This is a genomic window from Marinobacter maritimus (assembly GCF_007671675.1).
Taxonomy (GTDB): Bacteria; Pseudomonadota; Gammaproteobacteria; order Pseudomonadales; family Oleiphilaceae; genus Marinobacter; species Marinobacter maritimus.
On the sequence record NZ_VCGW01000001.1, the window covers coordinates 1,374,656 to 1,395,015 of the forward strand.

General features: G+C 55.5%; 17 protein-coding genes and 1 pseudogene. 10 read left to right on the forward strand and 8 right to left on the reverse strand.

The window, feature by feature from the left end; translation table 11 throughout:
• The first annotated feature begins 35 nt into the window (after nt 1-35).
• The 4 genes from FFI90_RS06280 (at nt 36) to FFI90_RS06295 (ending at nt 5,639) form a co-directional block, all read left to right on the forward strand.
• Nucleotides 36-695 (forward strand): type II secretion system protein N, encoded by a 660-nt coding sequence (locus tag FFI90_RS06280; RefSeq protein WP_144777013.1) that lies wholly within the window; start codon nt 36-38, stop codon nt 693-695.
• Nucleotides 696-842: 147 nt separating this feature from the next.
• Nucleotides 843-2,459, forward strand: coding sequence for an FAD-binding oxidoreductase (locus FFI90_RS06285; protein WP_144777014.1), 1,617 nt, complete (start codon nt 843-845; stop codon nt 2,457-2,459).
• A 5-nt stretch (nt 2,460-2,464) separates the two neighbouring features.
• A complete protein-coding gene (locus tag FFI90_RS06290; protein WP_144777015.1) occupies nt 2,465-4,090 on the forward strand; it encodes a glycerol-3-phosphate dehydrogenase/oxidase in 1,626 nt (541 codons plus the stop codon).
• Nucleotides 4,080-5,639, forward strand: a complete 1,560-nt coding sequence (locus tag FFI90_RS06295) for an FGGY-family carbohydrate kinase (RefSeq protein ID WP_144777016.1) — start codon at nt 4,080-4,082, stop codon at nt 5,637-5,639. Before FFI90_RS06290 ends, FFI90_RS06295 begins: the two co-directional genes overlap by 11 nt.
• Nucleotides 5,640-5,708: 69 nt before the next feature.
• On the opposite strand, the gene FFI90_RS06300 is transcribed toward FFI90_RS06295, so the two are convergent.
• Complete coding sequence (locus tag FFI90_RS06300) at nt 5,709-7,283, reverse strand: DUF4139 domain-containing protein (protein ID WP_144777017.1); 1,575 nt, start codon at nt 7,281-7,283, stop codon at nt 5,709-5,711.
• Nucleotides 7,284-7,566: 283 nt separating this feature from the next.
• Between FFI90_RS06300 and FFI90_RS06305 the strand changes: the two genes are divergently transcribed.
• A complete protein-coding gene (locus FFI90_RS06305) occupies nt 7,567-9,189 on the forward strand; it encodes a M28 family metallopeptidase (protein WP_144777018.1) in 1,623 nt (540 codons plus the stop codon).
• Between the two features lie 74 nt (nt 9,190-9,263).
• Here FFI90_RS06305 and FFI90_RS06310 read toward each other — a convergent pair whose 3' ends face one another.
• Both FFI90_RS06310 and FFI90_RS06315 read right to left on the reverse strand, forming a co-directional pair.
• Complete coding sequence (locus FFI90_RS06310; protein WP_144777019.1) at nt 9,264-10,337, reverse strand: endonuclease/exonuclease/phosphatase family protein; 1,074 nt, start codon at nt 10,335-10,337, stop codon at nt 9,264-9,266.
• 98 nt (nt 10,338-10,435) lie between these two features.
• Entirely contained in the window at nt 10,436-11,302 is an 867-nt protein-coding gene (locus tag FFI90_RS06315; RefSeq protein ID WP_144777020.1) for a LysR substrate-binding domain-containing protein, read from the reverse strand.
• Between the two features lie 183 nt (nt 11,303-11,485).
• Here FFI90_RS06315 and FFI90_RS06320 point away from each other — a divergent pair, with 183 nt between their 5' ends.
• Nucleotides 11,486-11,713, forward strand: a complete 228-nt coding sequence (locus tag FFI90_RS06320; RefSeq protein ID WP_144777021.1) for a hypothetical protein — start codon at nt 11,486-11,488, stop codon at nt 11,711-11,713.
• Between the two features lie 45 nt (nt 11,714-11,758).
• On the opposite strand, the gene FFI90_RS06325 is transcribed toward FFI90_RS06320, so the two are convergent.
• Nucleotides 11,759-11,941: a hypothetical protein gene (locus tag FFI90_RS06325; RefSeq protein ID WP_144777022.1), complete on the reverse strand. Its 183-nt coding sequence runs from the start codon at nt 11,939-11,941 to the stop codon at nt 11,759-11,761.
• A gap of 150 nt (nt 11,942-12,091) precedes the next feature.
• Between FFI90_RS06325 and FFI90_RS06330 the strand changes: the two genes are divergently transcribed.
• The 4 genes from FFI90_RS06330 to FFI90_RS06345 are packed head-to-tail and all read left to right on the forward strand — an operon-like array spanning nt 12,092 to nt 18,027.
• Nucleotides 12,092-14,269: a TonB-dependent receptor gene (locus FFI90_RS06330; protein ID WP_144777023.1), complete on the forward strand. Its 2,178-nt coding sequence runs from the start codon at nt 12,092-12,094 to the stop codon at nt 14,267-14,269.
• 4 nt (nt 14,270-14,273) lie between these two features.
• Entirely contained in the window at nt 14,274-15,209 is a 936-nt protein-coding gene (locus FFI90_RS06335; RefSeq protein ID WP_144777024.1) for an ABC transporter substrate-binding protein, read from the forward strand.
• Nucleotides 15,206-17,209 (forward strand): Fe(3+)-hydroxamate ABC transporter permease FhuB, encoded by a 2,004-nt coding sequence (fhuB, locus tag FFI90_RS06340; RefSeq protein ID WP_186317921.1) that lies wholly within the window; start codon nt 15,206-15,208, stop codon nt 17,207-17,209. Before FFI90_RS06335 ends, fhuB begins: the two co-directional genes overlap by 4 nt.
• Before the next feature lie 50 nt (nt 17,210-17,259).
• The gene (locus tag FFI90_RS06345; protein ID WP_144777026.1) at nt 17,260-18,027 is read left to right on the forward strand and encodes an ABC transporter ATP-binding protein; all 768 of its coding nucleotides are present in this window, start codon (nt 17,260-17,262) and stop codon (nt 18,025-18,027) included.
• 12 nt (nt 18,028-18,039) lie between these two features.
• On the opposite strand, the gene fhuF is transcribed toward FFI90_RS06345, so the two are convergent.
• From fhuF to FFI90_RS06360, 4 genes and pseudogenes are all read right to left on the reverse strand, one after another.
• Nucleotides 18,040-18,801 (reverse strand): siderophore-iron reductase FhuF, encoded by a 762-nt coding sequence (gene fhuF / locus FFI90_RS06350; protein ID WP_246123370.1) that lies wholly within the window; start codon nt 18,799-18,801, stop codon nt 18,040-18,042.
• 111 nt (nt 18,802-18,912) lie between these two features.
• Complete coding sequence (locus FFI90_RS20495) at nt 18,913-19,026, reverse strand: hypothetical protein (RefSeq protein WP_425463080.1); 114 nt, start codon at nt 19,024-19,026, stop codon at nt 18,913-18,915.
• A 32-nt stretch (nt 19,027-19,058) separates the two neighbouring features.
• Nucleotides 19,059-19,310, reverse strand: a pseudogene (locus FFI90_RS20500) (CLCA_X family protein); the annotation flags it as partial.
• 223 nt (nt 19,311-19,533) lie between these two features.
• On the reverse strand, nt 19,534-20,337 hold the full coding sequence (locus FFI90_RS06360; RefSeq protein WP_144777027.1) for an enoyl-CoA hydratase-related protein: 804 nt from the start codon (nt 20,335-20,337) through the stop codon (nt 19,534-19,536).
• Between the last annotated feature and the right edge of the window lie 23 nt (nt 20,338-20,360).

Below are 20,360 nucleotides of genomic sequence, written 5' to 3' on the forward strand. Positions count from 1 at the left end.
TTCGGCGGCTTGCGAACTTGCATTCTGGACGATCAATGCTCTCAATAAATCAAAGAGTTCCGCTCATTCTGGCCCTCGCCGCAGGCTTGGCCATGGTCGTTGTGACAGCATGGCAGACCTACAGTTTCTGGCAGGATGAAAGCCGCCAGGCGGCTCAGAGCAACCAGCCGGCGGCACAAACGCTCACAGAAAAACCCAGCGCCCCGGCTCTGCCTCTTGCCTCCCTGGATTTTTTTGGCACTGCGCAGACAGGCGGCGCTGAGGCGCCGGAAAATACTGAAGACCTGCCAGAAACGAACCTTCGGCTTTTTCTTCGGGGCATTCTTGCATCCGATGGAGACTTTCCGGGTAGTGCATTAATAGAAGACGACAAAAGCAAGACGGAGGTCTACCTGGTGGGCGATGAACTGCCTGGCAACGCCAAACTACGCTCTGTTTATCCCAACCGCGTTATCCTTGATCGCGCTGGCAAGCTGGAAAACCTGTTTTTCCCGGAGTCTGACAGCAGTTCCGGAATGACCTTCTCATCAGACGCCGACAACATCCAGCAAGAACCCGATCAGCAAGTTCAGGTGCCGGATATTACCAATCGGCCCGGCCGTTCAACGCCACCGCCCGCAAACGAACAGGAGCGCCGGGAAGAAATACGCAAGCGCCTCGAACAACTCCGGGAACGCCTGCGTACCAACGGATAGTAGGTAGCTTTCTACTCCCTTCCCTATCTCTCTGCCATCCAGGGCTGTGTCGGCAAATGACACAGTCAATGTCGTTATGGGACAGTGTGAGCATCGCATAAACCGATAGAATGCTATCTGGTTCAATCAACACTGGAGTGTACTTTGATGCAACGCTGGAACGGCTGGGGCGATGAGCAGTTTAATCTGGAACTACCGACACAGGGGCGGAGCTTTCTTTCAGAACGTGTGGGTTCCGGCAAGCCTCTGAGCGATGCCTCTTTGGAGTCTGTCTGCGCCAAGGTTCCGGAGTCACGCCTGCCGGCTGATGCCACCGTTGATAAGCTGATCGACACCAGCCCCGAAGTACGGGTGCGCCACGCTCGCGGTCAAAGCTTGCCGGACTGGCTGGCCATGCGCAGCGGTGATTTCGGCGTTTTCCCCGATGGTGTCGCCTGCCCTGAGAGCAGCCTCGACGTGCAGAAACTTCTTCAGTATGCGCAGGCCGGCAGCATTGAACTGATCCCCTATGGTGGCGGCACCAGCGTTGCAGGCCACATCAACCCGCTGGAGAGCGACAAACCGGTACTCACCGTGGACATGGGTGGCATGAACCGCCTGATTGACCTCGACCGGGAGAGCCAGATTGCCACATTCGGCGCAGGTACCCCGGGGCCCCTTGTCGAATCCCAGTTACGGGCTCACGGATACACGCTCGGGCACTTCCCCCAATCGTTTGAACTCTCAACCATTGGCGGCTGGGTAGCCTCGCGCTCCAGCGGACAGCAGTCATTGCGTTACGGCAGGATCGAGCAGTTATTTGCCGGCGGCCGTGTCGAAACACTCAAAGGTACGCTGGACCTGCCCACGATTCCGGCTTCAAGTGCTGGCCCGGACATTCGTGAGATGATCCTTGGCTCCGAGGGCCGCATTGGCTTGATTACCGAAATTAAGGTGCGAGTCAGCCGCCTGCCGGAACAGGAAAGCTTTCACGTTGTATTTTTCCCGGACTGGGATAAAGCCCGCACCGCCTGCCGTAAACTCGTACAAAATCGTACCCAGCTTTCCATGTTGCGCCTGAGCAACGCCATCGAAACTGAAACCCAGCTGGCGCTTGCGGGGCACCCACACCTTATCGGCATGCTCGAAAAAGTACTTTCCCTGCGCGGCTCTGCCGAAGGCAAGTGCATGATGACCTTCGGGCTAACTGGCACCAGCAGGCAGTGCGACAGTGCCAAACAGGAAGCCAAACGCATCTGCTCGGAACACAAAGGCGTGTATACCGGAACCCGGCTGGGTAAAAAGTGGGCCGAAAAGCGCTTCACCATGCCCTACCTCCGGGAAGCACTGTGGCAGATGGGTTACGCCGTGGACACTCTGGAAACCGCAACCGACTGGGACAACGTTGATCACCTGCTTGGCTTGATGGAAAGCAGCCTTCGCGGCGGGCTACAGACCCGTGATGAAAGCAAAGATGAACGCACACACGTATTCACTCACTTGTCGCATTTTTACGGCCAGGGCTGCAGCATATACACCACTTATGTTTTCCGTGTTGCAGACAGCTATGAAGAGACTTTAGCGCGCTGGAAGCATCTGAAGAACACAACCTCTGAACTGATCGTGCGCAATCGTGGCACCATCAGCCATCAACACGGTGTTGGCAAAGATCACGCGCCCTTCCTGCCGATTGAAAAAGGTGCACTTGGAATGCTGGCCATTCACTCCCTGTGCAAAACCTTTGACCCCGAAGGTATTCTCAACCCCAAAACCCTGGTGGAATAGCGCTGATGAAGCGTCGAGACTCATTGCTCAGAGAACTTCAAAGCAGACCCCGCACGTTTGATCTTGTGGTGGTTGGCGGCGGCATTACCGGTGCCGGTATAGCGCGGGAAGCTGCCGGTAGCGGCCTGAAAACCCTGCTGGTTGAACAGCGGGATTTTGCCTGGGGAACGTCCAGCCGATCTTCGAAGATGGTGCACGGCGGCCTGCGCTATCTTGGGGGCGGCCAGTACCGGCTGACCAGAGACGCTGTTACCGAACGCCAGCGCCTGATGGACGAGGCACCGGGGCTTATCGAGCCCTTGCGTTTTATCATGCCGCACTTTCAGCGCCAGTTTCCCGGCCCGCGCCTGTTTCAGGTTCTGCTAAGGGTCTACGATTGGATATCTCGCACTCATTCACGTCAACTGCTGACACCGGGGGAGACGATGCAATGGGTGCCCGGTCTGAACACCGAAAAGCTGACCGGCGCCAGCAGCTTTACCGATGCAGTAACCGATGACGCCCGTCTGGTACAACGGGTCATCACCGAGGCCCGTCAGGATGGCGCATGGTGTCTGAACTACGTTAAAGCGGTGAAGGTTCTGCGCACCGACGGCAAGGTTAGCGGGCTTGAACTGCAAGCGGAAGACGACACCGAGGCATTCATCGTTAATACGCCTCTGGTCATCAATGCGACAGGTGTATGGGCAGATCGGCTTCAGCAGCCAGATAGTGATGAGAAACCCATGACAATTCGGCCGCTGCGAGGAAGCCATCTGGTTCTGCCGTGGCACAAGCTGCCAGTCTCCTGTTCTGTTTCCCTGTTCCACCCGGATGACAAACGCCCGGTTTTCGCGTTTCCCTGGGCCGGTACAACGGTGCTGGGCACGACGGATCTTGATCATAAAGAAAGCCTGGACAAGGAACCGCGCATTGCCGGCGAAGAAGTAGATTATTTGTTGCGCATATCCACGAGACTGTTCCCGGGCGCAGCAATTTCCCGAAGCGACGTTCTTTCCACCTGGGCAGGCGTTCGACCAGTCGTCACTGCAGAACACAGCACCGCCGGCCCTAAAGCCCCGTCAAAAGAAAGCCGTGAACATGAATTCCGCGAAGACATGGGGTTAATCAGCATTGCCGGCGGCAAGCTGACCACCTTCCGACTGATCGCAAGGGAAGCGCTTTCCAGAGGCTTGGGAGGTGAAGAGCACTTGCGACCGGAGAGCGGTCCGGTGTTTCGACCCGCGCCCCGGCTACTGCGCCCAGCAAACATAAACCATCAGAACTGGCAGCGGCTTACGGGCTTTTACGGTTCGGACCTATGCGCGGTTCTGCAGGCTGGGCCTACCGTACCCGTTAGCGATGATGCGGCCTCCGGCTCTGTACCGGGCGAGCTGCTGTGGGCCGAAGTTGTCTGGGCCTGCAAGCACGAAGACGTAAAGCACTTGGATGATCTTATGTTGCGCCGCACCCGGCTTGGCCTGATAGCGCCTGAAGGCGGCAAAGCATTACTGCCGTTAGTGAAACAACACTGTCAGAGCACTCTCAACTGGAATGATGACCAGTGGCGTGCCGAAGAGGTCCGGTACATGGATCTATGGAGAGAAGCCTATTCCCTCCCGGGCCATCCGGAGTCGACGCATGCCGTCTGACCCGCTGATTCTCGCCATCGATAACGGTACCCAGAGCGTACGCGCCCTGCTCTTCGATACTCGCGGTAATCTTGTCGCCAAAGGCAGGCAGGAGATTCAGCCGTACTTTTCCAGGCAGCCGGGCTGGGCGGAGCAACAGCCTGAGTATTTCTGGGAAAACCTCGGCAAAGCTTGCGCTCAGCTTTGGGAATCTACAGACATCACACCAGACAGGGTTGTGGGCGTTACCGTCACAACTCAGCGTGGTACGGTTATTAACCTCGACGAACACGGCAAACCGCTGCGCCCGGCAATTATCTGGCTGGACCAACGGCACGCCCGGGTCGATGGCCCGGTGAAAGGCCCCTGGGGCTGGCTGTTCAAACTGGCGCGGCTTGAAGACACTATTAATCGCTTTCGGGAGAACACCCAGGCCACCTGGATTGCCCAGAACCAGCCGGAAATCTGGGACAAAACCCGACATTTTGTTTTGCTGTCCGGCTACCTGAACTACCGTTTAACTGGCGAGTTCCGGGATTCCACCGGAAGTCAGGTCGGCTACCTGCCATTTGACTACAAAAAGCACCGTTGGGCCGGCCACCGGGATTTCAAGTGGCAAACCATGCCGGTAAAAGAATCTATGCTGCCAGAGCTGGTCAGCCCGGGCTCCACTCTGGGCCATCTCACCACAGAAGCCGCCAGCCACTTAGGACTTTCGGGAGATCTGCCGGTGATTGCAGCAGCTTCCGACAAAGCCTGTGAGATACTCGGCTCCGGAGGCTTGACGCCAGACATAGGCTGCATGAGTTATGGCACAACCGCGACTATAAATGCCACCAACAAACGCTATGTGGAACCGGTACGTCTGATGCCGCCCTATCCTTCCGCATTGCCCGGGCATTACTCCACAGAAGTGATGATTTACCGGGGCTTCTGGATGGTGAGCTGGTTTAAACGCGAATTCGGTTTACGAGAGCGTAAAATTGCCGAGCAACGCGGTATTGAACCGGAAGAGCTGTTTGATGAACTGGTTCAAGCTGTACCAGCGGGTTCCATGGGCCTGATGCTGCAGCCCTACTGGTCACCTGGTGTGCGCCAGCCCGGGCCGGAAGCCAAAGGCTCTATCATTGGTTTCGGCGATGTTCACACCCGCGCGCATATCTACCGAGCCATTCTTGAAGGCCTGGCTTACGCACTGCGAGAAGGCAAAGAAAAGATCGAAAAGCGCAGCGGCGTTAAAATCCGGAAACTTCGGGTTGCGGGTGGCGGCTCTCAAAGCGATGCGGCGATGCAGTTAACCGCCGACGTATTCGGTTTGCCGGCCGAGCGCCCCCACACCTATGAAACCTCGGGGCTCGGTGCTGCGATTGATGCCGCTGTTGGCCTGGGCCTTCACCCTGATTTTAAAACCGCTGTAGCGGAGATGACCCGGGTTGGCGATGTGTTCCAACCAAGCCCCGAAGCGCGCGAGCTATATGAAAGGCTCTACTCCGAAGTTTACCTGCGCATGTACCCACAACTTCAGCCGCTGTACCAGAAAATCCGGGATATAACCGGCTATCCGAAGTAGGTTTCTGTGCACAGGCTGCAGCTTTGCATTGGCTGCATAATACGCAGCCAATGCGCCCTGCCTCAGCCGTTAAAGTCTTGGTAGTGCGGTCCCCTCAGGAACCCGAATCTCAAACCCCGATTTCACATTAACGGTCTGACCGGCGGGCACTTCGCGATTCCACGCCAGGACACCCTTTTCGTCATCAACATTCCGTTCAACGGGCTCACTGATCTCCAGTGGCTTAACGATAAGAATATCCTTCTGCGACACAGGAAGCCGGTCAAAAATTCGTACCTGCACAGCTTTCGAGTGGTGGTTCGTGATCTCAAACCGGTTTTGTCGACGCTGAACGTTCTCGCTCTTCCACACACCCTCCTCTCCGGTGCGTTCCAGTTCGTTCACAACAGCGACCCGGATGCCTTCATCTACTCCGAACCCGAGCGTAAGTTCTTCGCCGCCTGTCAGCTCCGGCAACTGGCTTTCACCCACACTTTGTCCATCCCGATATAACGTTAAACGGCCGGCAGGTATGGGTGCCTCCGACTGGAATGTACCAGTTGCATGCAAATAACCAGTGGTGTCCATGACTGGCGCCGTCCAGGTCGCAACCTTAACCGGAATCACGTGTTCTGCAACTGTCAGCCGCTGCCCTGAACTGCCACTGGGAATATCAACCGGCAATGGCACCTTGTAGCTCTGTGTAAACGTGCTTTGACGCTCGACAACCGCCACACTGCTTCCCATGAGCATCTCCGCCTCCATATCAGCCATCGGCGCCGATGTCTTCGAGCGGTAGGCCTGGGGCGGCTGAGGGCTAACAACCCAGGAATACAGCGGCGGCATGGCGGTGCCCCGTCGGGCGTTTGCAGTCGCGAGGCGCAGTTCAACATCCTCCCAGTTGGTTCCGGTTGATTGCTGCACAACAGCGAGGTGCTCAAGCGTCACCTCTCCATTAACTCCGTCACCAGCCCCACCTTCAAGTTCTGTTTTCAGGCGGGCATTGTATTCACTCCGCCAACTGGCATCGGGCGTTTGAAACCTGAGCTTTACCTGCAGCTCGCCATTTTTGAGCGCCAGATAGTGCACCACAACCTTTTTGGTTGTCCTTGCACTCTGTTTAACCTGGGACAGCTCGCGGATTAAACGGTCCTTCAAGGCAATATCGTCGGTCATTCTTGTACGAATCGTCCGTATTTCCGACAACGCACTCTGTGTTGTGTTCTTCAACGCGGCAGCCATGTCATTCAGCTCTGAAGCCGACAGTTCGTGCGGAGACTCCGCTGCTTTGCTCATAAGGGTAACCTGCTGGTTCCAGGCTCGAATCGAATCCTCCTGTTCTTGAATCCGCAAGGTTACAGCAGACAACTCATCGCGGATTCTCCGAGTTTCTCCTGCCACAAATTCTGCTTGCTCCACACGACTGATCTGAACCTGCCGAACCTGTGATCCCGCGCCCCCTTCAAACGCTACTTGCAAACTCTGATCCTGAAGGCTAACCGGCAGCCCCTCAATCTCAACGGTTCCCGGGCCGAACGTTACGTTTGCACTTTGCTCCCAGGTAAGTTCCGCATGGGAAGGATATAAGGTCGCCGTTGTAATCTCGGCCTGTGCCATCAGTGGCATGGTCGCAATGGCAATCGCAAGCAGGCAGTGCTTTTTCATCAGGAGGCCCCTCAGGGTAGCGTCTGTTTAAGTGGAGACAATAACTGTGCTCAGTAACGTACAGGATAAACACTCCTTTAACAGCGACATGTCTATGAATTAGCGGTATTTTTTTTAATGTTTTTCGTCTGGCAGGACAAAATATTCCGAACTAGGCTTACCGATGGCATCGAAGGAAGCTGTGGTGCTCGGGGGCCCGTTTACAAGCCAGTCAGGCACCCTGTGCTGACAGTCCGCTACCAGCGGACTTAACAAAAAAACCTCCCAGGATTGGAGAACTCAAATGAACATCAGCACCCTAAGCCGCACCGTGGCGATAGGATCTTTTTTATTCGCCACAACCGCCCTGGCCAGCTCAGGCAACAGATCCACCGCCGACCTATATAATGCCTTCTGGAGCCCTGGCCACATAAGTCCGTTCGAGTGTCGATTCGGCATTCTCAACAGCACCCCGCTCGGCTTGCCTCGTTGTATGCAAGCCAGCAACATTCAGTATCATCTGGATATGCTCTACGGCATTGCTCAAGCTAACGATGGCAACCGGGCTGCCGGATTATCCGGTTACCAGGCGTCGGTTGATTACATCAAAACCACGCTTGAGGGCGCCGGGTACGAGGTCACCATCCAGCCTTTCCCATTCAACGCATTTTATCCTGCCGGTGATGGCGTACTACAAGTGATAGCACCCACTCCAACGGATTATGTATGGGACGAGGATTTCACTTACCTCTCTCAGACCGAGCCCGGTGATGTATCAGGCACTGCAGTGCCTGTCGCGGTGCAGCTCGGCTCCGATAATACGTCGACGAGCGGCTGTGAAGCAGATGACTTTATAGACTTCCCGGCAGGCTCCATTGCCATTGTTCAACGGGGCCTCTGTGGCTTTGGAATCAAAGCCACCAATGCAGCTAATGCCGGCGCCATTGGCGTGGTTATTTTTAATCAGGGCAACACCGACGACCGCAAAGGTTTGATTAATGCCACTCTGGGCGACGATTACGCCGGTGGGATTCCGGTTTTGTTTACGACCTACGACATAGGTGCGGGTTGGGTCGACCAACCTGACCTGGAGCTCCGAATTGTCGCTAACGTAGTGAGGGAGCAAACCGAAACTTTCAACGTGCTAGCTCAAACCAGCCGCGGCAAACCCGATAACGTAATAATGACCGGTGCGCATCTTGACTCTGTGTTTGAAGGCGCCGGTATAAACGACAACGGGTCCGGCAGCGCCGCCTTGCTTGAACTGGCCCTGCAAATGAAACGGGCGCGCCCTCGTAACCAGGTTCGCTTTGCCTGGTGGGGCGCCGAGGAAGCTGGCCTGGTAGGTTCGACCTTCTATGTAAACAGCCTCTCTCAGCAAGAACAGGACAATATCAAGGTATACCTGAACTACGACATGATTGGTTCGCCCAACTTTGGCAACTTTATCTACGATGGTGATGGCTCTGATTTTGACCTTGCCGGCCCTCCGGGCTCGGCGGCCACTGAGGCGCTTTTTGAAAAATACTTCAGCCTGCGTGGCATAGCATCGGAGGGTACCGAGATAAGCTTCCGGTCTGACTACGCCCGGTTCTTTGAGGTCGGTATTGCGTTTGGGGGACTGTTTACTGGCGCGGAAGGGATAAAAACCGAAGAGCAGGCTGCCAAATATGGCGGTGAGGCAGGCGCGCCATACGACGCTTGCTATCACGCAGCGTGTGATGACATCACCAACGTGGACGAACTCGCGCTGGAGATCCACGGCGATGCCGCAGCGTTTGTCACCAGTTGGCTGTCGCTTTCAACCAGAGTGATCGACAGAGAAATTGCGGCAGCCGAGGACGCACAACCTGCAGCAAATGCGCGTTCATTACTAGTTGAACCAAAGTACGACATTACCCATTGGGGTGATAAGTGGATCAAGTAGTCGTTCTATAGGAAGATCGCAAAAAAAGGCCTCTCGCAAGAGGGGCCCTTTCTCCTGATAAGTTATCGACCCCGCTAGGGCACATCCTTCTTACTGGCCCTCTTACTCTGGGCAATTTCCTGCGCCCGGCCACGATCATCGCCATCGGGTCGCAACGGTTCCTGATCTTGTCCGTGAGCTGGAGCAAACATCACACGGGTGAGCAATGGAAAGTGATCCGATCCTATCGAGGGCAAACGGGTAATGGAGGCAAGCGTAAAATGATGGCTGTGAAACAAATGATCCAGGGGCCACCTTAACAACCGATAATCAGCATGAAACGTGCTGTAAAACCCTCGCCCTACCCTTGGATCGAGCAAACCGCTTATCTTGCGGAACAAACGAGTTGTCGGCGACCAGGCCACGTCGTTCAGATCACCCGTTACAATCACCGGCTCATCACTGTCGGCAACGCTGCGCCCGACAATAACCAGTTCTGCATCCCGTTCTGTTGATTCGTCGTTTTCCGTGGGGCTGGGCGGTGCAGGATGCACAAAATGCACTCTCACCTTATCACCGGATCGAAGCTCAACCAGGGCATGCATGGAGGGCACCGTGTCTTCAATCAGAAAGCGCATTACAGGCTCGTACAGCGGCAACCGGGAGAACACGTGCATGCCATACAGGTTATCCAGCGGGCACTTGATGGTGTAAGGCATTTCGTTTTCCAACGCCACCAACCGGTCTTCCCACCACTGATCGGACTCCAGCGTCACAAGAATGTCGGGTTGGTGCTGTTCAACGAGTTTCAGCAATGCCTCGACGTTCCGATTATGCGTGAGTACATTGGATGTCAGAATGGCCAAGGTCCGATCAGGGCTTTTCGCCCGCGCGTCTTTGACCTCCTTCGGCCAAATCGCTGTATAGGGCAAAATCCACCAAAGCTGTGAGGCCAGCGATAGCCCTGCCACAACAATTAACACCCAACTCAAAGGCCGACTCAGATCCAGAAAAAACAGATCAATAAACACCAACAACAAGGCCAACACCGCTAACTGCAAACGCGGAAAATCGAAACTCCGAACGCTCCAATGGGGGTTACGCCACAAGGGCAACAGAGTCGCTACTGCGATGGCAACTGTAAAAAAGAGCAAAATTAGTAATGTCATGATTTGATTGTACAGCAACGTAAAAGTGCTGCGATTATTATCTGACGTCAGATCCAATCCCGCTTTGGCACACAGCTTCGCGCTTGAGCCGAGCGCTATCAAGATTTCTGCAGATTCCTGAATGCTTCCCTCACATGAAGCGCCAATGCGTCGTTCAGTTCGTTGGAGCCCTTACGAACGAGTGCCAGTTGGTAGGAGCCGATCTCGGGTAAACCCTGGTTAACTATCTCTTTGAGTGGCGGGCGTACAAGACTCTTGGGGAAAGATGCGACGGCGAGATCCGCAACCATAGCGGCCTCCTGGCCCGAGCAATGTTCACAGGTGTAAGCAATCCGGTAAGGCTTTGCAGCACTATCAAGCACGCGCAGTGTCATTCGCCGCCAGGAACAGCCTTCGTGAGCCACCGCTACTGGAAGAGGCGTTCTCAGAAATGCGGAACCATCCTCCCGCCCTACCCAGATCAGCGGCTCTTCGTAAACGACCTCACCGCGAATGTCCCGGACTTCATCCGCAACGGTAACCAGAGCCAAATCCAGCTCGCCAGCATCCAGCCGAGCCAGGTTTTGCTTACTCGAGCCAACGACAACATTCACCAACACAGCCGGATAGGAACGCGCAAACTGGGCAAGCACCTCGGGCAAAATTCGCGTTCCAACATCGTCTGATGTTCCTATGCCTACCTTGCCCTCCAAAGTCGGCGACAGAAAATACTGCACTGCCTCCTCATTTAATCGCAACAGTCGACGGCTGTAGTCCAGAAGCGCCTCGCCCTCAGCTGTGAGGCGGACCTGTCGCGGCTCGCGAATAAACAGGCATTTGCCAAGATTCTGCTCCAGCTGCTTGATTTGCATGCTGAGTGCTGAAGGCGTTCGGTGTACCAACTTGGCTGCACCGGTAAAAGTACCGCACTCGGAAATAGCCACGAAGGTTCTGAGGACCTCATTATCCAGCAACGGTATTGTCACGTGATTACGCCTCATTCTTGAATGCGGGCTTTTGACTTAAGCATATTTGAATGCAGAGTTAAATTCTTTTCGTTTGATTGAATGGTCTCAGAGCATCACCCTGTTATTACAATGCACGGATTATGTCGTTCCTGAACAATCCAGTGCTTTCAATTCGCGAAGGTATGAAGGCGGGTGGCGACCATGCTGAGCATCAGAAGAAATGACCAGTTAACCGGGCAACGCTCTTTGTCCTGGATGGAGAATTATTCCCGGCGCCAACAGTTTCGGCGTATGGCTATGTCACTACTGGCTGAGAAAGATGATGTTCTCTCAGACCTGGGTTACGAGCGCAGAGACCTTTTCGATGCGCTGAACCTGCCACTGCGCAGTGATGCTGTGCGGTATCTTGAACAGCATCGCAGAGTTTGATTTCATCATACTTGCCAGGCCCGGAATAGCGACGCTCAAAAGTTGTCAACGGGATCTCTGCGGCTGAACACCCGGCAACTTCTCCGACCGCGCAAGGCTGGCATTGCCGTACCCGGCTTCCATGCCTGGGGTGAGTATGGAAGCTCCGAAGGCGAAAATGGAGACGCCCTCAAAGATCTCGACAACCGTTGTTGCACCAGCAAGCACCACTCGCGCCAGCAAAAGCAAACTCTCACCAGATAGAACTGCCCCCAGGCTTCCTTCCCCAGAATTGCCCTTACTCCTCCTACTGATTGTAATCGTGATCCTTTCATTTCAATTGAATCTTTCTGATAATCATTTACAATCGCGTTTTGATTTTATCAGGAGAACTACTTAATGGCTGCCCGACTCTCTGCATACCGAACTCTACTGTCGCTGGCGATAGCCGCACCATTCGCTGTTCAGGCTGCGCCACAATCCCTGAATGAACTGGTTGTAGTTGGCAGCCGCGCCCCGGCACAAATCAGCCAGATTCCTGGTTCGGTCTGGGTTCTGGAAGACGAGGAGCTGGAAGAGCAGTTCCGCTCCGGCCAGGATCTGAAAACAGTTATTGGCAAACTGGTACCGAGCATGGATCTCGCCCCGGAAACCCGCACCAACTATGGCCAGAACATGCGTGGGCGCAGCGTACTGGTGATGATAGATGGTGTATCACTCAATGGCTCCCGCGGACTAAGCCGGCAATTCGATTCGATTGATCCGTTCAATATCGAGCGCATTGAGGTGCTTTCTGGTGCTACGGCCGTTTACGGAGGAGGCAGCACTGGCGGCATCGTCAACATCATCACCAAGAAAGGTCGGGCGGGCGGTGCACAGCTCAGCACAGAAGTAGGTGTTTCCAGTGGCTTTAATAACTCTGAGGATCGTACGTTCCGTTTTGGTCAGTCCATCGCCGGTGGTAACGACACCATAAAGGGCCGCCTGGCTATTGCAACCGAAGACAATGGTGCAATGTACGACGGTGATGGCAACCCTATCATGCCGGACATCTCCCAAACTGATCTGCAGTACAACCGCAGCGTAGACGTGTTGGGAAGCACTCAAATTCGCATCAATGAAAACCAGAATCTCGATTTGACCGCCCAATTTTATAACTCCGGTTTCCAGGGTGACCAAGGCGTCTGGCTTGGTCCCTACCTTTCTCAGATAAACGATCCTGAAATTCGTAATGGATTCTCCAGCGACCGCGACCCTCAAACCGAACGCTACATGTTCAATCTGGCATGGCAGCATCTGGATTTCCTCGGCCACACAGCTTACGTACAGGCTTCGATGCGCAACGAGGAATCCGGCTTTCACCCCTACCCTTATCAACGCGCAACCTTGCCCCAAAGTTACTTTGGCGCCTCAAGCCAGGACACCCGTCAATACCTGCTCAAAGGGCTACTGGCAAAGAATTTTGGCAGCGTTCGGCTCAACTACGGTATAGACCTTGATCGAGAAGATTTTTCCGCAAATCAGATGATTTTCGACAATGCTACCGCGTTCCCCAGTGGCGGCATGACGTTTGATGAGGAGTTCACGGTCGACCGTTATCCGGATTACCGTGTGGAAGGTATCGCAGCCTTTTTCCAGGCTGAGTGGCAGGCTACCGAAAGGCTCCAGTTAAATGCCGGCATCCGCCAGAGGCATGCGCGCCTCGATATGGAAGATTTCGTAGGTACGCAGCAAGCGGTCGAGGTGGAGCGAGGGCTGGCAACAGGTGCGGACGCCATTCCAGGGGGCGAAAACGATTACGATGTAACCCTGCTGAATGCGGGCGCGATCTATAACCTGAATGACGATCAGCAGATTTGGACCAATGTGAGCCAGGGCTTTGAAATCCCGGATCCGGGTAAGGTAGCCGGCCGGGGTAACTACAGCCTGATTGGCGGCCGCTACGTGTTAACCGACTCTCTGAACATCGACGACAACGCCATACCCGGCCTGAAGACCAACCAGGTGGAACTGGGATGGCGCACTTACAAAAAACAGTGGGATGCCCAGGTAGCCGCTTATTACACCTGGTCTGATAAAGAGGCAGTCACCAACCGCACAACTCTGACAGTAGATATAGAAGATAACAAAACCCGGGATTACGGCTTGGAAGGCGCCCTCACCTGGCGGGCAAACGAACAATGGTCTCTGGGAGGAACCGCACACTATGTACGTTCTGAAATAAAAGATACTGACGGCAGCTGGCAGAAAAATCTTGTAACCGCTGCGAGCCTGCCTAACGCCACAGCTTTTGTTCAGTGGCGAGACAGCCAGAACTCTGCGCGCCTTCAGGGTTCCCATGCGTTCGACATTGATGACGATGCCGGCGATGAAATCAATGGATTTACCACATTTGACTTGCTGACAGCCCGGGAGTTGCCCTTGGGGCGTATCAATTTCTCTGTCACTAACCTGCTGGATAAACAGTACGATACTGTTTGGGGCCAACGGGCCCAACTGTTCTACGGCTTTGAAAATCTTTTCGATTTCAAGGGCCAGGGCCGTACGTACACCCTGACCTATTCCGTGGACTATTGATTGCATGCTGTTTGGCAAGCACCCGGGGCACGCACTGCGAGCCCTTGTCCTCATGTTGATAAGCCTCACCGTTAGTGCAGATGATCTGGTCTTACACCGTGTCGACGAGCCGCAACAGAGCGAAACGCCCAAACGTGTTGTGGCGCTGAACTGGTGGTTGGCAGAGCACCTGCTGGCGCTGGGAGTCACGCCAGTGGGCGTGGCGGAAATTGAGCGCTACCGGGAATGGGTAGTGGAGCCGCGGGCGCCAGAATCGGTAAAGTCGGTGGGTCGTCGGCAGGCTCCCAATCTGGAAGCTATACGATCGCTAAAACCGGATCTGATTCTGGTGTCAGGCCACCTGGAAGCAGCAGTGCCAGCGTTGCGAGACATTGCGCCAACACTGGTACAGACCACTTACGAAGCCGATTCAAACCCTTGGGTTAAAGCCCGTGAACATCTGCTTGCTCTTGGAAAAATACTGAATCGCGAAGATAAGGCCCAGGCAGTTATTGCGAAGGCCGAACAGGAGCTTTCTGACATCCGAGAGCAGCTGTCTCAGGCCGGGCTGGCCGGTCAGATGGCATTCATCGTGCGTTTTCTGGACGACCGGCGTTTGCGTATTCACGGAGACAATTCAATGCTCAATCAGGCGCTGGAGCAGGCAGGGCTGAATAATGCCTGGCACCGCAGCACAAACCTCTGGGGCTTCACACCGGGAACAGTTGCAAATCTGGGAGGCCATCCGGATGCCTGGCTGATCTACATACGGCCATGGCCGGAAGCTGACCGGGAGCGACTGCAAGCAAGCGGACTATGGCCATATTTACCCATGGCCCGCAATGGCCGCATAACCGGCGTAGGGCCAGTCTGGACGTTCGGCGGCGTAGTCAGCGTGCCCCGAATGGCCCGCATGCTTGCCGATCAACTGCTGGAAAGTGCCCGGGAGTTGCAGCCATGAATCAGCTCGTTTTACCGCGACCTTCACAGCTTGGGCTGGTACTTCTTGCACTGTCATTACTGGTGGCGGGATTGCTGTTGTCTCCCGCCACCAGCATTGAGAATTTGTATCAACTACCTGGCGCTCTTGCACTGAACAAGTCTTCGACTTTCGAACAAGCCGTGCTGCATTACACCCTGCTACCCAGGCTGACGATCGCGCTGCTTACCGGCGCCGCCCTTGGCTTTGCGGGCACACTGGTACAACAAGTGCTGCGCAACCCATTGGCTGCACCTACCACATTGGGCGTTGCCGCAGGCGCACAGCTAACACTGGGGCTGGTCATGCTTCTGTCTCCCTCCCTCCTTGTATGGCGGGAAGCCTGGGCTATGATTGGAGGCCTCGCATCCCTTGGTCTGGTCTTGCTCATGGGTGCTCGGCGCGGGTTCGATCCACTTACACTAACCTTGTGCGGACTGATTGTCAGCCTCTACCTGGGAGCCATAAACACGGTTATTTTGTTGTTCAATGAGGAACAACTCGCTGGGCTGTTTATTTGGGGAGCCGGGGAACTCAGCCAAAATGACTGGAACAGCACTCTCGAGTTACTCCCCCGTTTACTCGTGGCCGCGAGCATTGCCTTGGCACTCTGGCGCCCGCTGCAAGCGCTGGACCTGGGCACGGAGGGGGCACGGTCGTTAGGGTTATCCCCTGGTGTCATCCGAATTCTTGCACTTTTGTTAGCGGTCTATCTCACGGCGCTGACAGTAAGCCATGTGGGTGTCGTTGGTTTCATTGGCCTGGCGGCGCCTGCCATCGTTCGCCTGCTGGGTGCACGGACTCTACGTCAACGTATGCTGGGCGGCGCCCTCACAGGTGCACTGATTTGTTTGGTGGCCGATGGCATTGCCCAACAACTGACTCTCGCGTTCGGGCAGCTGTTATTTCCCACCGGTGCCGCCACGGCGTTGATAGGTGGGCCGGTTCTGTTATGGGTATTGACCCGCAACCGATTGATACCTGCCCGACCCTCCCAGCCTGTATCCCTGGTTCCTCACCGGCGCAGGCTCTCCAAAACCGGCTTGCTTGTGCTCGGTTTGATCACTTTGGGAAGTCTGGCTATCACCCTGTCTCTCGGCCCCACCTGGGAAGGCTGGCGTTGGACAGGCTTTAATGGCGAGACGGCGGTGCTGGCCATGCGCCTGCCCAGAATGACCACAGCACTGATGGCCGGCGCCCTGCTCGCCGGCGCCGGCGTAATTGTTCAGAGATTAACTCGCAACCCCATGGCCAGCCCGGAACTACTGGGCATCAGTACCGGCGCAGCTATGGGTATGGTGTTGTTAATTCTTACGATAGGCGCCAGCAGCCGTGGATTGCAGATCCTCGCGGGAGGTGCGGGGGGCGCTCTGGTTTTGCTCGCGCTTCTGGTATTGAGCAGGCGCAGCAACTTTTCCCCACAGCGCTTGCTACTGGGAGGTATTGCTCTTTCAGCCCTTCTGGACGCCGGCATTCGAATGATCCTGGCCATGGGCGACGCCCAGTCCATCATGCTTCTTAACTGGCTGGCGGGGTCTACCTGGCTCTCTGACCAGTCCGACGCCTGGGCACTTATCGTTGCAACACCGGTCCTCGCACTGATGGCGATGCTGGCAAGCCGGTGGCTGGATCTTTTGCCTCTCGGTGACAGTGCTGCTAACTCACTGGGTTTGCCACTGGCACCGGCTCGTCTCCTGCTTTTATTACTGGCGGCGCTCATGACCGCCGCGGCCACCTTGGTTGTCGGCCCCTTGTCGTTTGTAGGCTTGATGGCACCACAGCTTGCAAGACTGCTGGGTTACCAGCGAGCCTTGCCGCAAATGCTGGGCGCCTTCGTTATCGGGAGTTTGCTGATGCTCTGGGCCGACTGGTTGGCCCGCTCGCTGGTTTATCCCCATGAGTTGCCCGCAGGGCTGGTGGCCACCCTGATCGGCGGCGGCTACTTTCTGGTGCGCATGTACCGAATGCCAAGCCGGCACTAATTTCGAAATATTATTGCTGAAAGACCGAATTCATAAAGAGAGCCTTTGCCATGTTTAAACTGGATGCCGTCAGCTACAGAATGGCGGAGAAAACGCTGCTCCACCCCATTGACCTCAGCCTCGATCATGGCCAAATGGTAGGCCTGATCGGTCATAATGGATCGGGCAAATCGACACTGCTGAAACTGATGGCCCGCCAGCTAAAGCCCTCTTCCGGCCAGGTCACCCTGGAAGGAAAGGATTTGCACCAGTGGGGTGATCGCCCCTTGGCGCGGGAGGTAGCTTATCTGCCACAGCAGCCTCCCGCTACGGACGGCCTGACCGCCCGGGAACTGGTACGTTTCGGTCGTTACCCATGGCATGGGGCGCTGGGGCGATTTTCACCCGAAGACGCAAAACAGGTGAGTCAGGCCATGGCGCTCACCGACACTGAGATCTTCGGTGATAGAAGCGTGGATGAACTTTCTGGCGGCGAGCGTCAGCGAGTGTGGTTGGCTATGCTGCTAGCTCAGAATGCCCGTTTCTTGTTGCTTGATGAACCTACCTCCGCCTTGGACGTTGCTCATCAAATTGAGGTGCTTTCGCTGGTACGCAAACTGGGGAAGGAGCTGGATATAGGTGTTGTCGTGGTGCTACACGACATCAACATGGCGGCCGGGTTTTGCGATCATCTGGTAGCCCTGCACAGTGGGCGACTGCTAACACAAGGCTCACCGGATGAATTGATGAACCCGCAAACCCTGAAAGATATTTATGGAGTGACTATGTCCATACTGGCCCACCCTCACCGCGAAGGTGCTCGTATCGCAGTGGCATAACGCACGATCAGCTCACCGTTCTTCTGGTAGAACTGCCCCCTTCGGGGGGCGATCAATATGGGGGCAATTCCCGCACAGCGCCATACCTGGCAGCCGATAGCGTATGCAACAGTGCCGCCGCTGTAGTTGCGGCTCACACCCTTCGCCGCGTTCTACGTAACGAACCGGACTGGCCATAGGATTCACGGACCCGTTTGGTCGTCTATCCAGCTCGATCAGTTGGCGGCCATCCGCAAGCATTTGATGCGGCACACTGCCGGCCTCCAGAGTGCGGATGAGCCTCTCGAAATAGGTGGCTGCGTTGCTCCACAGCACACGACGTGAAATCTTGATGTGATCGCACCAACCGTCAATCAGTGGAGAGAAGTTGTTATCCATCAGCTCCCGGAAGCGCTCGAATGGATTCTCTGGAGGCACCTGGAATGGTCGCCCCCCATGAGGCAACCGGAACGCCTCAGGAACACCGCCTTCCCCGATAATCACCTCAATCTGATTCAGGGCGACGGGGAGCTCGTGCCCAGCCACCAGATTGGCAGTCGCCACAGGTACGATCAGCTTTGAAAAATAGTGTTTGGACCAAAGAGAGATGAGTGCTCGCTGATCATTCCCGGAATGCGACTTTTGATACTCGCAAAGCAGTCGCGCCACACCCTCGGCGGAAACAAGATCCATTGCGGGTATTCCTGTCCGCTGATCCTGCCCCTTCAATACCAGTACATCCCGATAGCGTTCGAAATCACCGACAAAAAGATGAGCAAGGGCGGGAATGGCCATGGTTTATCTATCTGGTTCTCGGGTAGAACTGCTTAAGGAGGCTTGGGCACAAAAACAAACGATAATGCGAACACTTATCATTATACATGAAAATCTGAGGATGACGAGTCGTTAGCCATCTATTTCGCTAATGACCGCAGGGGGTTGCTCCCGAAAGAGGGCCCTGCCAAGGCTCTCAAAATATCGTTTAAAAGCGGCATTAATGTCCTGCCGGTGTCGGCCCATTGGATAGAGCCCGGCTTTGGCCTCTTCTGAGTATAGTGTGCAGCGACTCCGGGCCGCCCGCCGATGCCATACTGAAGGCCCAATGAGCCTCGCAGGGAAACAAGTGCTTCCGGGCCCTTGAGAATGACCAGCAGATCGGTCAATGCCCAGTAAAACCGGCCAGCCGCCCTGTCCCGCTCATGCGGAGTTACCCAGCGCCCTACTTCGATACTCCTGAAATCGAACCGACGCCTCACTATTATAAAAGACATCGAAGCTAGTGCTGTCATCACTTCCCTCCACATTTCAGCGACCGAGCCAATCAGCCACAGAAAAAGCCCGGGCACACGCCGTGAACTGTTTATATATACAGTATTCTGAGCATGCAAATCGTGTGAGTCAATACTATCGGCCCCTACCAGATGACCCGGGCGGCGGAGAAGGCCAAATTTGGCGAAACCATCCTAATCGACAGTGGAGCGCACCTGGGTGCGGCGCCGGTGCGTCGCTGAGCTTACCCCTCTGTCCTCACCTCTTTGCCATGGATTCCAGCATCCGGTTTACCGCTTCCAGGTGCTCCGGCTCGTTGTGACACATACCCTGAAACACAGCACAAAGGTCCAGAAAGTCCTTCAGCTCCATACGCTGGGCCATCTTCATAAGGCGTTTGGTCAGGCGGGTCGCCTTCGGGGGCTGACTGGCGATGCGTTTTGCTATCTTCATCACAGTCGGCATCAGCTCATCAGCCGGCACCACCTCCAGGACAATGCCCAGTTCCTTGGCCTCACTCGCCTCCACAACACGGCCGGTAAGTGTAAGTTCAAACGCACGCTGATAACCGATCAGGCGCTGCATGAGCCAGGCACCCCCGTCACCGGGGATAATCCCCAGATTGAGGAAGGTTTCGCCAAATTTGGCCTTTTCCGAAGCGATGCGTATGTCGGCCATGTTAGCAAGGTCAAAACCGGCACCGATGGCAGGACCATTCACCGCGGCAATAACGGGAACTTCCACGCCTTGCAACGCCAGCGGGATCTTCTGTATGCCTTTGCGATACCGGTCCGCACACTCGGCCACGTCGCCGGCAAAGTCACCGCCTCGCTCGGCCATATCGCGGACGTTGCCGCCTGCGCTGAAGGCAGAACCGGCGCCGGTAATAACCAGCACAGACACGTCGTCGCAGTGATTGGCCCAGTCGGCCGTGTTAACGATGTCGTCAATCAGATGGGAGCCGGTCAAGGCGTTACGCAGGTCGTGTCGATTGAAGGTAAGCACCGCAACCCGGTCTTCAAGGGTCAGCAGAGCGTCGGTGAGTTTCGGAAGATTGCTCATCAGGAAATTCCTTCGGGTTGGCT

Bases quoted from the DNA above. Each gene is read 5' to 3' on its own strand.
- FFI90_RS06280 (WP_144777013.1), top strand. From the start codon at position 36: ATGCTCTCAATAAATCAAAGAGTTCCGCTCATTCTGGCCCTCGCCGCA.
- FFI90_RS06285 (WP_144777014.1), top strand. From the start codon at position 843: ATGCAACGCTGGAACGGCTGGGGCGATGAGCAGTTTAATCTGGAACTA.
- FFI90_RS06290 (WP_144777015.1), top strand. From the start codon at position 2,465: ATGAAGCGTCGAGACTCATTGCTCAGAGAACTTCAAAGCAGACCCCGC.
- FFI90_RS06295 (WP_144777016.1), top strand. From the start codon at position 4,080: ATGCCGTCTGACCCGCTGATTCTCGCCATCGATAACGGTACCCAGAGC.
- FFI90_RS06300 (WP_144777017.1), bottom strand. From the start codon at position 7,283: ATGAAAAAGCACTGCCTGCTTGCGATTGCCATTGCGACCATGCCACTG.
- FFI90_RS06305 (WP_144777018.1), top strand. From the start codon at position 7,567: ATGAACATCAGCACCCTAAGCCGCACCGTGGCGATAGGATCTTTTTTA.
- FFI90_RS06310 (WP_144777019.1), bottom strand. From the start codon at position 10,337: ATGACATTACTAATTTTGCTCTTTTTTACAGTTGCCATCGCAGTAGCG.
- FFI90_RS06320 (WP_144777021.1), top strand. From the start codon at position 11,486: ATGCTGAGCATCAGAAGAAATGACCAGTTAACCGGGCAACGCTCTTTG.
- FFI90_RS06330 (WP_144777023.1), top strand. From the start codon at position 12,092: ATGGCTGCCCGACTCTCTGCATACCGAACTCTACTGTCGCTGGCGATA.
- FFI90_RS06335 (WP_144777024.1), top strand. From the start codon at position 14,274: ATGCTGTTTGGCAAGCACCCGGGGCACGCACTGCGAGCCCTTGTCCTC.
- fhuB (WP_186317921.1), top strand. From the start codon at position 15,206: ATGAATCAGCTCGTTTTACCGCGACCTTCACAGCTTGGGCTGGTACTT.
- FFI90_RS06345 (WP_144777026.1), top strand. From the start codon at position 17,260: ATGTTTAAACTGGATGCCGTCAGCTACAGAATGGCGGAGAAAACGCTG.
- fhuF (WP_246123370.1), bottom strand. From the start codon at position 18,801: ATGGCCATTCCCGCCCTTGCTCATCTTTTTGTCGGTGATTTCGAACGC.
- FFI90_RS20495 (WP_425463080.1), bottom strand. From the start codon at position 19,026: ATGGGCCGACACCGGCAGGACATTAATGCCGCTTTTAAACGATATTTT.
- FFI90_RS06360 (WP_144777027.1), bottom strand. From the start codon at position 20,337: ATGAGCAATCTTCCGAAACTCACCGACGCTCTGCTGACCCTTGAAGAC.